Annotated in this window: 10 protein-coding genes and 2 pseudogenes; 3 read left to right on the forward strand and 9 right to left on the reverse strand. The window is 47.2% G+C overall.

Translation table 11 applies throughout. The annotated features are described in order from the left end of the window. Positions 1 to 24: 24 nt before the first annotated feature. Positions 25 to 678: a protein-L-isoaspartate O-methyltransferase gene (locus MPB2EB_RS06170; protein WP_185181474.1), complete on the forward strand. Its 654-nt coding sequence runs from the start codon at positions 25 to 27 to the stop codon at positions 676 to 678. 16 nt (positions 679 to 694) lie between these two features. Here the strand turns inward: MPB2EB_RS06170 and waaA are convergent, their stop codons facing one another. The 3 genes from waaA to MPB2EB_RS06185 all read right to left on the reverse strand — a co-directional run bounded on the left by waaA (position 695) and on the right by MPB2EB_RS06185 (position 4,588). Beyond that, complete coding sequence (waaA, locus tag MPB2EB_RS06175; RefSeq protein WP_185181475.1) at positions 695 to 2,008, reverse strand: lipid IV(A) 3-deoxy-D-manno-octulosonic acid transferase; 1,314 nt, start codon at positions 2,006 to 2,008, stop codon at positions 695 to 697. Positions 2,009 to 2,110: 102 nt separating this feature from the next. Next, complete coding sequence (gene waaC / locus MPB2EB_RS06180) at positions 2,111 to 3,142, reverse strand: lipopolysaccharide heptosyltransferase I (protein ID WP_185181476.1); 1,032 nt, start codon at positions 3,140 to 3,142, stop codon at positions 2,111 to 2,113. 63 nt (positions 3,143 to 3,205) lie between these two features. After that, positions 3,206 to 4,588 carry a phosphomannomutase/phosphoglucomutase gene (locus MPB2EB_RS06185; RefSeq protein ID WP_185181477.1) on the reverse strand — a complete coding sequence of 461 codons (1,383 nt, stop codon included), beginning with the start codon at positions 4,586 to 4,588 and terminating at the stop codon, positions 3,206 to 3,208. Positions 4,589 to 4,776: 188 nt separating this feature from the next. Between MPB2EB_RS06185 and galE the strand changes: the two are divergent. Beyond that, positions 4,777 to 5,802 (forward strand): annotated as a pseudogene (gene galE / locus MPB2EB_RS06190) (UDP-glucose 4-epimerase GalE). Positions 5,803 to 6,226: 424 nt separating this feature from the next. Here galE and MPB2EB_RS08535 read toward each other — a convergent pair. Beyond that, positions 6,227 to 6,402, reverse strand: a pseudogene (locus tag MPB2EB_RS08535) (transposase); the annotation flags it as partial. A 72-nt stretch (positions 6,403 to 6,474) separates the two neighbouring features. Here MPB2EB_RS08535 and MPB2EB_RS06200 point away from each other — a divergent pair. After that, positions 6,475 to 7,482, forward strand: coding sequence for an acyltransferase (locus MPB2EB_RS06200; protein ID WP_185181479.1), 1,008 nt, complete (start codon positions 6,475 to 6,477; stop codon positions 7,480 to 7,482). A gap of 470 nt (positions 7,483 to 7,952) precedes the next feature. On the opposite strand, the gene MPB2EB_RS06205 is transcribed toward MPB2EB_RS06200, so the two are convergent. The 5 genes from MPB2EB_RS06205 to MPB2EB_RS06225 all read right to left on the reverse strand — a co-directional run bounded on the left by MPB2EB_RS06205 (position 7,953) and on the right by MPB2EB_RS06225 (position 13,783). Beyond that, positions 7,953 to 9,014 (reverse strand): acyltransferase, encoded by a 1,062-nt coding sequence (locus MPB2EB_RS06205; RefSeq protein WP_185181480.1) that lies wholly within the window; start codon positions 9,012 to 9,014, stop codon positions 7,953 to 7,955. Between the two features lie 108 nt (positions 9,015 to 9,122). Beyond that, complete coding sequence (locus MPB2EB_RS06210; RefSeq protein ID WP_185181481.1) at positions 9,123 to 9,983, reverse strand: glycosyltransferase family 2 protein; 861 nt, start codon at positions 9,981 to 9,983, stop codon at positions 9,123 to 9,125. A gap of 14 nt (positions 9,984 to 9,997) precedes the next feature. Further along, the gene (locus MPB2EB_RS06215) at positions 9,998 to 12,220 is read right to left on the reverse strand and encodes a glycosyltransferase (RefSeq protein WP_185181482.1); all 2,223 of its coding nucleotides are present in this window, start codon (positions 12,218 to 12,220) and stop codon (positions 9,998 to 10,000) included. A gap of 6 nt (positions 12,221 to 12,226) precedes the next feature. Next, positions 12,227 to 12,955 (reverse strand): ABC transporter ATP-binding protein, encoded by a 729-nt coding sequence (locus MPB2EB_RS06220; protein ID WP_185181483.1) that lies wholly within the window; start codon positions 12,953 to 12,955, stop codon positions 12,227 to 12,229. 24 nt (positions 12,956 to 12,979) lie between these two features. After that, positions 12,980 to 13,783 (reverse strand): ABC transporter permease, encoded by an 804-nt coding sequence (locus tag MPB2EB_RS06225; protein WP_185181484.1) that lies wholly within the window; start codon positions 13,781 to 13,783, stop codon positions 12,980 to 12,982. Between the last annotated feature and the right edge of the window lie 27 nt (positions 13,784 to 13,810).

A 13,810-nucleotide genomic window follows, 5' to 3' on the forward strand; every position in this document is an offset into this window, starting at 1 on the left:
CTACGCTAAATAGCCACTTTTATTATGAATCTCGAACAGGCCCGCTACAATATGATTCAACAGCAAATTCGCCCCTGGCAGGTGTCCGACCAGGATGTGCTGAATTTGCTTGAAATCATTAAGCGCGAAAATTTCGTGCCCCCCGCCTACCAAAATATTGCCTTTGCTGATCTAGAAATTCCGCTGCCTTGCGGACAGCATATGTTGCCCCCCAAAACTGAAGCACGGCTCATACAAGCGCTTCAGTTGAAACCCCATGAATCAATCCTTGAAATCGGCACGGGCAGCGGTTATATGGCGGCCCTCCTCTCCTATCACAGTGCGCAAGTATTGACGGTCGAAATCCATCCTGAACTTGCCGCATTCGCACAAGAAAATCTGCGTAAAAACCATATCTCAAAGGTCAGCGTTATAATCGGCGATGGGGTGCACGGCTGGCCACAGCAAGCACCTTATGATGTTATTGTGATTTCCGGCGGATTACCCACCTTGGCGCCCGCATTACTCACCCAACTTAAGCCTGGTGGCCGCCTGTGCGCTTTTGTTGGAGCTGCACCAGTGATGAAAGCGCAACTGATTACTTGCGTGCGTGAAAAGGAATACCACAGCGAAGATTTATTTGAAACTTGGGTCACCCCTTTAGTCAATGCAATCGAAGCGCCACACTTTAGCTTTTAAAGTCCTGCAAGAAATTTTAATTTGAGTCTCTGAGCAGCAACCTTAGCGCTTCCACGGTGCGGCGGGTTGCGCCGCGGTGGAGCGCAGCAAACGCTACCGCTGCAGTACTCATGGTTGTGCACAGAGACCGATCTGTAAGCAATGTGCGCAACGCTGCCCCAAGTTCCGCTGAGTCCGCTACGCGCCGCGCCGCGCCTGCTGCAATTGCATCTGCGCTGACCTGCTCAAAATTAAAGGTATATGCGCCAATTAAAACGGGCACCCCCGCCGCACAGGCCTCAATCAAATTCTGCCCACCAAATGGCAATAGACTGCCGCCGATAAAAGCCACCTCCGCCGCAGCGTAATACGCGCCCAACTCACCCATCGAATCGCCAAGCCATACTTGCATATTAGACTCAAACAAAGGTGGCTGGGCGGAATCGGTACCATTAGCCGCAGACGCATTCAAAGCGGAGCGCCGAGCAAAACGCCACCCCTCGCGTGCAAGTAATGCAGCAACCTCGTTAAACCGTTGCGGATGACGTGGCACTAAAATCAATACAGCCTCATCCGCCAGCCCGCTACGTTTAAATGCATCGAGTATCAGCGCTTCCTCACCCGTACGCGTGCTTGCCGCAACCCACACTGGGCGCGTGCCAAATGCTAAACGCCACGCTTGACCGCGAGCGACCAGCACAGCGGGCGTAGTCATATCGAACTTGAGATTTCCTAGGACCGTGACTTGGCGCGCGCCTAACGCGCTAAGTCGTTTTGCATCCGCTTCGCTTTGCGCAAATACGCGAGCCAATCCGCCAAAGACTTTATGCGCTGCCGGCCCAAATTTAGCCGCGCGCCGATAAGAACGCTCAGACATGCGAGCATTCACTAATGCCAGCGGAACATCCGCTTGGCGGCACTCATCGATTAGCGTTGGCCATACCTCTGTTTCCATCACCACGCCAAGCACAGGCCGATAGCGCGCTAAAAAACGTCGCACTGCAAATGGCATATCGTAAGGCAAATAGCACCGCAATACGCGCGTGCCCAAAAGCGCCTCGCCCATGGCCCGACCAGCAGGAGTCATATGAGTAAGGAGTACGCGCGCCTCTGGGTGAGCTGTGAGTAAAGCTTCGATCAATGGCTGTGCTGCGCGCGTCTCGCCTACCGAGACTGCATGCACCCACAGCAAAGGCGCGCCACTTTCTGACAAGTCAGGCGCATAGCCAAAGCCGAAACGTTCGCCAATATGCCGAGCATAACCGCGCTCACGGCGGGAACGCCATAAAAGTCGCAACACAGCAATAGGAGCGATCAACCACCATAAAGCGCAATAAATTTGGCGTAGCATCAATGATGATTTAACAAAAAGCCTTAGCCAGGAGAGCAAAAATCGCGCGCCGCGCCAGACGTGTGCAGGTATTAGACACAAAAATGACTGAACATAAGCGGATTACAATAGACCGAAATCAACCAGTGAGCGCCGTACATCACCCATTCCCGCAGGTTGTTGAGCACCGCCCAAATTAACAATGTCTGGCGCCCAATACCCCCCTGTACGCCAAGCGGTATCAAAATTGTAAAGCTCAATAGTGGGCCGCCTTAATGCCGCCGCAATATGCACCAGCCCGGTGTCAACACCTATTGTAGCCGCTGCACCAGCCAGCAAACCCGTCACTGCCGGCAAGGTTAAGGCTGGTGGCACATAGGCGGCTGCTTTTGTACTGCTCACTGACGCCATACGCGCATTGAGCCACCCGCTGATTTTTGCGCTGACAGCCCGTTCTGCCGCCTGCCCCCAGGGCAAGACTAACGATATGCCCGCACGGAGTAATAACTGCCCAAGTTCGATCCATCGTTCTTGCGGCCATTGCTTATCTGCACGCGAAGTAGCATGCACCAAAACCACGTAGGGCGATGGCAGCTTAAAACCCGTTTCTATAAACGCCGCTGCGGCCGCGTGCAGATCCAAGCCAAAATCAACCTCTGTCGCTAACGGCACAGGATCTCCAAGCGCAGCGGCAACCAACTGGCGTGAGCGCTCAATGACATGAGTACGCGGCTCAATCGAAACCCGCTGATCGTAAAAAAAGCGTGCCGGCCATTCATAACTAGAACCCTCCGTGCGATTACCCAGCCCACTTATCCAAGCACCTCCTGCACGCGCCCAACGCGCGGCCCAAGCAGTTTTGATGAGTCCCTGGCAGTCAATCACAAGGTCATAAGCTTCACTGGCTAAACGCCGCCGCAATTGACCTATTTCACTCCAGGTCGCCGGCGACCATAAGCGTTTACGCCAACGACGTAACGAAAATGGAATCACGCAGCTGACCCCAGCCACTAGACGCACAAGATCCGCAAAGCTTTCTTCAACTAGCCAATCAATTTGTGCGGTCGGATGCTGCTGCCGAATATCGGCAATCACCGGCATTGTATGCACCACATCGCCAAGTGACGATACTTTAACAATTAATATTTTCTGCATCAGAATGAAATGGCCAACAACCTAAACAACAATTATACGTGGGTTCTTTTTTGTTAAAAGCGCTTAAAAAGGCAGTTTGGCATCAGGCTTTTTCGCCAGAATCACGCGACGAAAATCTCGTTGAATCCTCTCAAGCGCTTCTTCGTCATCTGCTTCAAAGCGCAGCACCATCATAGGCGTAGTATTGGAGGCCCGCGCCAAACCAAAACCATCTGGATATTCAACCCGCAAACCGTCGATCATCACAACTTCATCGGCCCCATTAAAGCGCGCAGATTTTTGTAATTCTTCAATCAGCTTGAAATTTTCTCCCTCGCTTAATTTTATTTGTAACTCAGGTGTTGCAATCGAATCGGGTAGCTTATTGAGCAATGCACTTGGGTCATCCGTGCGACACAGTATTTCAAGTAGCCGCGCGCCTGTATAAAGCCCATCATCAAAGCCATACCAGCGATCTTTAAAAAAGATATGCCCACTCATTTCACCCGCCAGCGGTGCGCCGGTTTCACGCAGCTTTGCTTTAATGAGTGAATGACCGGTTTTCCACATCAACGGCTCGCCGCCATGGGTCCGTATCCATGGCGCGAGCTTACGCGTGCATTTTACGTCATAGATAATCTGCCCGCCTGCATGGCGCGACAATACATCCTGAACAAACAGCATCAACTGACGGTCCGGATAAATAATCTGGCCATCTTTGGTCACCACACCGAGCCGATCACCATCGCCATCAAACGCAAAGCCAATTTCTGCATCACCCGCCGCCAATACATCAATCACATCCTGCAGATTCTCAGGGCGAGCCGGATCTGGATGATGATTCGGAAAATGTCCATCCACCTCACAAAAGAGCTCATGCACATCGCACCCGAGCGCTCTAAAAAGATGGGGCGCAATCGCACCCGCTACCCCATTGCCACAATCCACAACCACTTTTAATGGGCGTGCAAGCTTAATATCGCTCACAATCCGTTCGATATACGCTGGCACACAATCGTGTGTCTGATAATTACCCTGCCCGGCGGTAAACTCTTCAGCTATGATGCGTTTATACAACGCTTGAATTTGCTCGCCATAAATCGCCGCACCGCGCAACACCATCTTAAAACCATTGTAATTCGGCGGATTATGGCTACCCGTTACGACAATACAAGAATCAACTTGACGGCCATTGAGCGGTACATGGGTAGCAAAATAACCCAGTGGCGTTGGCACCAAACCTAAATCGATAACATCGACTCCTGCGGCACGCAGGCCATCCGCTACCGCTCTGGACAACTCTGGGCCGGATAAACGTCCATCGCGGCCGATTGCAACTGCATCGCCACCAAGGGCGCGCACTTCGCTCCCAAACGCCAAGCCAATGCTGTGCGCAACGCTCGTATCCAGCGTCTGACCAACAATGCCACGAATATCGTATGCTTTAAAAATTGAATTTGAAATCATTAAACGAATAAGCCTTAAAAAAGCAAAGAAAAAATTAGATTCTCAGACATTTATAGGGATGCAATTTATAATGCAAGCCTCAACCCATCTCTAATTCATACCTTTCTGAAATAAGCATTTATGCGATGTGCGCATCATAGCCTATTGGGCTTTTGCCCACATCTTCTTAGTTTAACTGATCAAGAAATATGCAAGCAAACCATAAAGGAACTATTTTAGTCACAGGCGGCACCGGCTATATTGGCTAGCACACTTGCGTTGAGCTGCTTAATGCAGGTTACGAGGTGGTGGCGCTTGACAATCTGAGCAATAGTAAACGTGGGGTACTCAAACGTATTGAGCAAATCACGGGCAAATCTGTGCCGTTCTTTGCCACCGATGCCTGTGATCGAGATGCGCTTGCGCATGTGTTCAAGATCTATTCAATCCAGGCTGTGATCCATTTTGCCGCCTTAAAAGCCGTAGGCGAGTCGGTTGCGCAACCACTTCAATATTACCGCAATAATATCGACAGCCTCCTGACCTTGCTTGAGATTATGCAGACATATAACGTCAAGCATGTTGTCTTTAGCTCGTCAGCAACTGTCTATGGCAATCCGAATTCTGTGCCGATTGACGAGTCATTTCCACTGTCAGCCACCAATCCTTACGGGCAAACTAAAGTCATGGCCGAGCAAATCCTGCGTGACTTAGCTACCACAGATCCAACCTGGAAAATTGCGGCTTTGCGTTATTTTAATCCTGTAGGCGCGCATGAGAGCGGGTTAATCGGCGAAGATCCAAACGGTGTACCTAATAATTTGATGCCCTATATCGCGCAAGTCGCCATTGGCAAACTTAAGCAATTAAAAGTTTTTGGCGGAGATTGGCCAACCCCTGACGGCACAGGGGTGCGCGATTATATTCATGTAGTGGATCTTGCGCGCGGGCATCTCGCGGCACTTGATACGCTCGCCAAGCGCAATCTAGGCTTCACGGTTAATCTTGGGACTGGGCAGGGTTATAGCGTGCTTGAAATAATCCGCGCATTTGAGACGGCAAGTGGGCGTAAAATCCCTTATGAAATTGTCACGCGGCGAGAAGGTGATATTGCCTCATGTTATGCCAACCCTGGCGCCGCACAGCGCGTCATGGGCTGGCGCGCTGTGCATGGGATTGAGCGGATGTGCGTTGATCAGTGGCGCTGGCAGGTGAATAATCCGCAGGGGGTCTGAAACCAGACCCTTTCAGTCCAGAGTGTTGATTCAAAGAATCGCCTCCCTAATAACATCAGAAATAGAGGCGGTAGAAAAGGCTAATGTCCCAAAGCAAACGTGAGTGCCATGAATGCCCATACATTTCGTTGAGAATTCGACAGGAAAAGTCACATAGGACATTCCGTCGCCGCCGGTAGAAGTGAGTCCCCATTGGAGAGTAAATCCGCCAGGCAATTTTTGATAACCTCCTCGAGTCTCAAAAGATTGTCGGTCAGGTCCAGTAAAGGCAGTCAGAATAGCGTTCTGAGTAAAAGCAGTGGTGGCAACTTGGGTACTGCAATTGCTGGCTTCACTGGGTATGGGAGCCGTGGGCGGGCAAAAAAACGGATAGGCTCGATAGGCTCCACAAAATATCTGACAGGCCCCTTCATTTTCCCTCTTAATCTTCATTTTCTTTGATTGAATTGCGCTTTCTAGGAATGACAACTTTGCTTGCTTTTTGGAAAAACTGCTCTCGTAATTTTGCACTGTCATAGCCCTTATCTGCTATCACCATTTCCGTTTTCGGCAACTTATCAAGTCATGAACCTGACCGCCTGTAGTGCTAAATTCAATGGGTTCATCAAATACGCATCGCCCTATTAAATCTTATTCTTTATAATCACCTTTCTTTTATAGTGGACTCATTCAATGGATAATCGAATAGCTTGGCTGCGCATTTTAGCCTGCTTTTTAGTGGTGGTTGTGCATGTCTCTGCCCCACAATTTGGCTCATTCGGCAAAGAGTGGTGGGCAGTTAATTTCTTAGACTCATTCTCACGGGTTTGTGTTCCTCTGTTTCTCATGATCTCAGGCACCACACTTTTGCATAAAGTAGAACCCGTTATCGTTTTCTTGAAAAAGCGACTACTCCGTATTCTCCCGCCTCTTATTGTATGGTCACTTTTCTATTTGTGGTGGCTAAAACGCAATCATGTGGAAACAGGCAACTGGTTAACTGAAATTGTCTCGGGGCCTGTCATGTATCACCTATGGTTCCTCTATGCAATCATTGGCATATATGCGCTTATCCCTCTTTTAAGGCGATTTTACCAAACCAGCACTTCGAGTGAACGCTTATGGGTTTTAATCATCTGGTTTCTCGTTAGCTCATTAGGACCCGCTATTTCTACTGTATTGAATACACAAGGCTATCCTACATTAAGCACAGGGCACATGACTGTTGTCTACCACCTTTCCCATTTCAGTGGGTATGCAGGCTTTTTATTGCTTGGAGCAAGCTTAGCTCAAAAGAAAATTCATTACAGCCTTGCACTCACGTTATATGGATTGGGATCACTCGCAACCATGGCAATCACATATTGGCTCTCTGCGCGCGCCGGAAAACCAGCTGAAGCGTTTTATGAATATTCATCACCATTCGTCATTATTGCTGCGTGTGGCCTATTTTCTGCTGTGATGTCACGACCAGCAAGTAACCCCTCTCCCCTCGTTTCATCCATCGCAGATTGTACCCTGGGAGCTTATTGTTTACATCTCTTTATCATCAGCTTGGTTGGTAGATGGATTTATCTCACACCTATCCAAAGCGCAAATGCATGGATTGCTATACCCGTAGTTTCTATTATTGTGTTCGTTATATCCATTAGCACGATTTTTATTGCTCGGCGCATTCCTCTACTGCGACCCTTTCTTTAGACATTCATGGACTTCATATTACCAACCGCCTACAGGCGGTTTTTTTTCGTGCGCCCAGCATGGGCGCACTCTTGGAGGTGCAAGTCCTCCCATAAGTTGATCACAGCAAACGAAGCAAAGCGTAACTGAGTAAGGGCAACCAAGCGTGGAGCGAAACCGCAAGCCGATGGACAAGGACAAGAACCAGATAGAAGGCCGTGCCGATCAGGGCAAGCGTGCGATAAACCGCAAAGCATCAAAGCAGGAGGATTTTCCTCGACGGCGCGGCAAGCACAAACGCACGAGTTGCTGCTGGCGGTGGAAGACACGACAAGTGTGAGCCTATGATCACGCGGTGGCGGTGGAGTTGGGACTAACAGAAAGCGTTACTAACGCGAACAGACGGTGGGGGTTGTTGACGAAAGGCCGATGGATACGGTGCTTTGTTTTGACGCATTACTCACTCCTTTTAGGTAGGTTAAAAGTATCCGTCAAAACGAATCAACATCAGGTTGACTAATTTTCCGCTTTAGGATGAATGGGGGCCACTCCTTCCCAAGCTTCCTCTTTAACAGTAGTGCTGGGCGCTCGGCTAGGTGCCAAGACAGAAATGCCAACCCTACAGTGACTATGGTCGAAATAACCAATGTGACCCATATCGAAAGAAGATTTCCGGTGAGCATAATGACCGTCTGCTGCACCGGGAATGCATAAATGTAGAGGCCGTATGAAATGTCCCCAAAACGCCCCGCGCGCCGGATAAATGGCGTTGATGCAGAGCCAAAGAAAATAACCAACATCGGTAAAACAAGAAAGAGGGCCGCATATTCGTAGCCAATAGCTACAAAGATAGCTCCAACCAAGCCGAAAATAGCTAATACTAGCTTTGGCCACATTGACCAAAAATCTCGGAAATAATGCAGACATACTCCATAACAAAAAAACGCACCTAATTCGAGACTCGGCTTTCGTTGTGGATTGTGCTGGACATCGTGAATCACAAAAATAAACACCGCAAGCGCAACAGCACCAATCAAAAGCAGAGATTGGTGGCGAAGCAGGCCAACCATCCCCAATACCAATAATATTAGGTACCATCGGAACTCTATTGGAAGTGTCCACAACGAGCCGTTTACGGCTCTCGGGTAAGGATTATCTGTGAATACACCCGGCAATTCAAACCGCACTGTCAGCTTCAGATTGCTAAAAAAATCCCACATTGCCGAAGATAGAAAATAGCCTCTAAATGAAAGGGTGGATACACTCGGCCCAAGTAATAGCGCCGTTACTACAGTAACAACTATCAGCCCTGGCCAGATTCGCAAGACGCGCTTTGCCAAGAAACGCCAAGCAGAAGGATCTCGTTCCCAACTCTGCGCAACCAAGTAGCCGCTGATCGAGAAGAAGATCAAAACCCCAAGCCCTCCCAGACTTTGGACGCCAATATTCGGTTCTAGACGTCCAGTCAGAGCAAATTGATGACTAAATAAAACCAGATAAGCCGCGACAAGGCGAAGAAAATCAAAATTGTTGTTGATAAAATTTTTCTGCATAAGTAAACTTGATTTGTAATAGCGCCCAGATTTTGACTGTGCCTTACATGCAATTTGAGAAAATACTAACCGACGCAATAAAAATGCTCTACCGTCATAACCCAACGTTCATATTAGACGCCATCCAAAGCGATTAAAAAATCGACACGCAGACACAGTAAACATACAGATATGGCGCCAACCTTTCTTAGAAGCCCCGCCACCAAAATGGATAACACGTACCGCAGGCACGTAAGCAATACCAGCTATTGCACTTGCACGGAGACTTAAATCATAATCTTCAAAATATAAAAAATAACGCTGATCAAAACCACCTAATTTCTTTAGCACATTCATTCGGAATAGCATATAGCACCCACTAATGATCTGTGGTGAAATAAATGCATTTAAATTTTGATCAGCTGTATCAACCAAATCGCGCAATTCATAGCGCACAAGCCGGCTTGCAAATAAATCCTGCGCTTTGCCTCGTAAAAAGCCACGCACAAATAAATCTAATAAATTCGGGAAACATCGACACAAATACTGAGTAACACCATATTCATCCAAAACATGTGGTGCAATCAATGCAATATCATGATGCTGATCAAAGAAATCTAGTGCTTGAGCCAGAGCATTTTCCGACATTTCAACATCAGGATTTAAAATAAGATGGTAATCACTAGTCGAGCACTCTAGTGCCAGATTATGACCTCGCCCATAACCAACATTGCCGTGCCCAGTAATCACTTTGCATTCAATCGCATCTCTCTTAAAAGCACTTTCCCAAGCATCAGAAATACAGCCATTGCCATTATCAACGAGCACAACCGAAACAGATAAAGCTCTACCTCGTTGCGCGCGTAAATAAATGATTGCACGGTGTAAGCTTGCGAGCGTGCGCTGTAAAAGCACAATATCTGGTTTGAAGGTTACTACTGACACAGATAACTGAGTTTGATCTCCTGCTAACTTGTTAGGCTGGTGCATATTAAGTATTTAATTTAGCGAACCAACCAACTTTTCACACGCATCTGCCATTGCATGGGAATGCGCTTTGCAACGCTACGTAACCACATTGTATTACGTAACCATACAAGCATACCTAACAATTTAAGCTTGACGTTTTGTTGCCGCCCTGCATATCCGGGCAATTCCGGTATAGTACGGTAAATTTTTATGGAGGAGGTTTTTATTTCTCGCTGGGGCAGCGCCTTAATTCCATCCAAGTAAATATCACGATAAAAGTTATGCTCTGGCACATGAGAAACTGCAGGCAACACAGCTGGGCTAGTGCCAGTAACGAAAGCCTCTCGAATATCTATAAAAAATTCCAACCACTCTAAAGGCGAACGATCCCATGCAGACACCCAAGTCCAGCTACGTTTAGCAAGCCTTTCTGGAAAAGCACCTAAGTCCGGCGCAACTATCGGCAAACCCGCTTTTAAACAAGCACTGAGCGTATAGCTGTATGTTTCAGGGCATAAAGCAGGAAACCAAACAACGTCTGGATTAAGCGTACTAAGAAGCTTGGCAAGATCAGCTTCCTTATATTCCCCATGAATTGTCAGATTCGCTTTAGGCAAAACTTTTAGCCCACGATAGGCAAAACCAATCAGATGAAACTCCACCAAAGTACTTAACTGCGCAGCCTGAATAGCCACTGCTTCTAAAACATCAGCACCCTTAATAGGGCCAAGCGCACCAATCACAAATACACGGAGGATTGCATCATTTGCGAGAGGCTTATGCGTTGGCTGCGGAATAGCGCAGTCATCCAAATCAGGGTGAGGAACTGTATGAATATTAATTTCCGGTAGCAGTGCTCGAAAACGCCGAGCTGTATCTTCACTCGGAGCAAGGCAATTACGCGCACCGATTAAAAAATCTCGGTATCTACTGCGCCAGCTTTCAATGTCAACTTTTCCCGGAGCTGGGGAAACCTTCAGACAACCCTTGCATTGCTCTATGCCTTCCAAACCACAGTAACGATTATTCGCTTGAGTCAATGAAATCTGCGGGCAAAGCGGGTAATAATCATGGGCAGTAAAATCGTAGTCCACGCCCAGCCACTTTGGTAGGCCCGAAATCAAGGAGTCATGACCTAATAAATGATGATAGTGTACATGAGCAATGCCAAGATCTCGCAGTGCGCTAATCAACTCAGATTTTTGCTCCGGAAAATGAAAATACAACTGCAAACACTCATTCGAATGCAACCATTCTAATTGCACTTGACCACCTGGATAAGGGCGCAAAGCAAAAACATTGGCTTTACCCGAAAGCAGCGTCGCAAGCTCGTGGATATGTCGCTCTGTACCGCCACCTCGCGAATGCGTAACAAAGAGCAGCGCAGGAATTTCACTACTATTAATTCGATGAAAATCAACTGTCATACGAGCGATACGAGCGGGATCGTTCATGGTATACCTATGAACTAATAATTCATAACTGGGGTGCAAAACTCGCACCCTTTCTGTTGCCATTTTTCGACGTAGATTATTGGCACCAAAACTTACACTGCCGACGTGTCGAACAAATGTATCCAGTGCTAATACATGCTTCCATCCATGCTTATGAGCTCGCATGCAAAAGTCATTTTCTTCACCATAACCTTTGCCAAAGTTATCTACATCGAACAAACCAACCTGGCTTAGAGATTCCCTGCGAATATACATACAGAAACCGATAGCAGTTGGAATATCTACTGTCTTATTAGCATTAACTTGGCTAAACAAGCTGTCCAAAGTAGCCGTGTTAAATCCTTGCGGTATTTGATTATCTTTACCAAAACGCGGATAGCTACAGATGGTCGCATTATTAGAAAAAGGCGTCACGCTGCTAACTAATGGCTCCGAGTAAGCAGCCCGCTTTAAACGGTCAAGCCAATCGTTTGCAACCTCAGCATCGCTATTAAGCAAGACTATATCTCGCTGTTTATCCAGCGCCATTCCTCGATTGGCAGTTTGGACAAATCCAAGGTTTTGCTCATTTTCTAATAAGAGCAGACGAGGATCATGATCAACCAGACTTCGAAGATATTGGTTAATTTCCGGATCAGGACTAGCGTCATTAATTACAATCAAACGGAAAGGTGTACGCAATCGGCTAGTCAAAACTGATTGAATACAGCGCCGAGTATCTTCCAGTCCGAGGAAAACAGGAACAATAATATCGACAGTTTTGTCTGAAAATAGAGAAGTTAAGTTAGTAATTCCACTCATCATAGCGAGCTATTTAAAATATGCATCCCCGGCCCCAATCTCAACCACATTACCATGCTCGAGCTTAAAAAACCGGTTACAGTAACTACGAACCAAATCCACATCATGCGAAGCAAAGACAAATATACCCACAGACGAAATCAATGCCTCCATCCGCTCCCTCGCCTTAACTTGAAATTCAGCGTCCCCCGTTCCAAATATCTCATCAACCAATAAAATATCCGGCTGAGTTGAGGTCGCAACAGCAAACATTAAGCGTGTCGCCATACCTGCCGAATAAGTCCTAACGGGTAAATTTAAGAAGTTCCCTAATTGAGTAAATTCCTCAATTTCCGGGGTTTTCTTATGAATTTGCGCAATTGACATGCCCATTAATACGGCGATACGAGTTATGTTCTCATAGCCGGTCAGTTCAGGATCCATCCCTGCGCCCATCTCAAGCACAGTCGCAACAGAACCTTCTCGTATAATCTGGCCAGCCACTGGCGTATAAATTCCCGCCATTGTGCGCAGCATCGTGCTTTTGCCAGCGCCGTTATGGCCTACTAGCCCAACTGCATCGCCTTTTTTAAGCTCGAAGCTAACCTCTTTGAGCGCAGTCACAATTTGAATCCGCCCAGCCTCACCCTCAATTCGCCCACCTGTGCCAATACGCACAAGCTGGTTCCGCAACGATTGACTGCGGCTATTATAAATCGGGTATTGAACCGTAACGTTCTTAAATATTAAGCTAGCCATAAGTAACTGTCATATATTAGGTAGTTATACCCAAAGCGCCACACGCGTTTTCTTCTTACTAAAAAATACAAGCGCCACTAACCAACCCAATACGCAAATAGCAAGATTAATACAAACCACAAATAAAGAAGGCGGCATCCCTAATAAAGGGGCGCGTACTATTTCAATCAAATGGGAAAACGGATTAAGCCACATCAATTTTTGACTAAAAGGTAAATAATTCGGTCGATACATCACCGGACTCAAGAACATCAGAATCGGCATAATCGCCATTACTAAATATTCAAGATCCCGCAGCCTAGCACCCAATAAGCCAAGCATTAAGGTAATCCAAAGTAAATTGGCGACGACCAAAAGCAAGCAAGGCACGACCAGCAACGAATAATAAGTGAAATTAACGTTAAATACTATAGACACCACAAAAAAAACTGGTAAATTATGTAACAAGTTGATTAAATGCTTAACCACTAGCTGAATTGGGTGAATTGAGAGCGGCAGAACTAAATTACGAATAATCGCTGCCTGACGGGTGAATGCAGTAGGCGCTTCGGTAATGCAACCTGCAATAAACTGCCAAATGATTAAACCAGAAGTCAGCGTAGGAATAAAAATGCTACGGTCAATTTTGAATAATTCACTCCAAATAAAACCAAGCCCGACTGTGCCTACCGCAGTGCCTAACGTTAACCAGAAAGGGCCTAATACACTGCGCTTATAGCGCGCTCTGACGTCACTCCACGCCATAAAAGCAATCAGCGATGCTTTTTGCAGCGCCTCACGGATGTCTTCCAGGGCGGGAAAATGTTTTTTAGTTGAACTGGTTGCCATACAAAATATCAATTGATCTTATAAAGA

The organism is Mycoavidus sp. B2-EB (assembly GCF_014218255.1).
Taxonomy (GTDB): domain Bacteria; phylum Pseudomonadota; class Gammaproteobacteria; order Burkholderiales; family Burkholderiaceae; genus Mycoavidus.

Bases quoted from the DNA above. Each gene is read 5' to 3' on its own strand.
- MPB2EB_RS06170 (WP_185181474.1), top strand. From the start codon at position 25: ATGAATCTCGAACAGGCCCGCTACAATATGATTCAACAGCAAATTCGC.
- waaA (WP_185181475.1), bottom strand. From the start codon at position 2,008: ATGCTACGCCAAATTTATTGCGCTTTATGGTGGTTGATCGCTCCTATT.
- waaC (WP_185181476.1), bottom strand. From the start codon at position 3,142: ATGCAGAAAATATTAATTGTTAAAGTATCGTCACTTGGCGATGTGGTG.
- MPB2EB_RS06185 (WP_185181477.1), bottom strand. From the start codon at position 4,588: ATGATTTCAAATTCAATTTTTAAAGCATACGATATTCGTGGCATTGTT.
- MPB2EB_RS06200 (WP_185181479.1), top strand. From the start codon at position 6,475: ATGGATAATCGAATAGCTTGGCTGCGCATTTTAGCCTGCTTTTTAGTG.
- MPB2EB_RS06205 (WP_185181480.1), bottom strand. From the start codon at position 9,014: ATGCAGAAAAATTTTATCAACAACAATTTTGATTTTCTTCGCCTTGTC.
- MPB2EB_RS06210 (WP_185181481.1), bottom strand. From the start codon at position 9,983: ATGCACCAGCCTAACAAGTTAGCAGGAGATCAAACTCAGTTATCTGTG.
- MPB2EB_RS06215 (WP_185181482.1), bottom strand. From the start codon at position 12,220: ATGATGAGTGGAATTACTAACTTAACTTCTCTATTTTCAGACAAAACT.
- MPB2EB_RS06220 (WP_185181483.1), bottom strand. From the start codon at position 12,955: ATGGCTAGCTTAATATTTAAGAACGTTACGGTTCAATACCCGATTTAT.
- MPB2EB_RS06225 (WP_185181484.1), bottom strand. From the start codon at position 13,783: ATGGCAACCAGTTCAACTAAAAAACATTTTCCCGCCCTGGAAGACATC.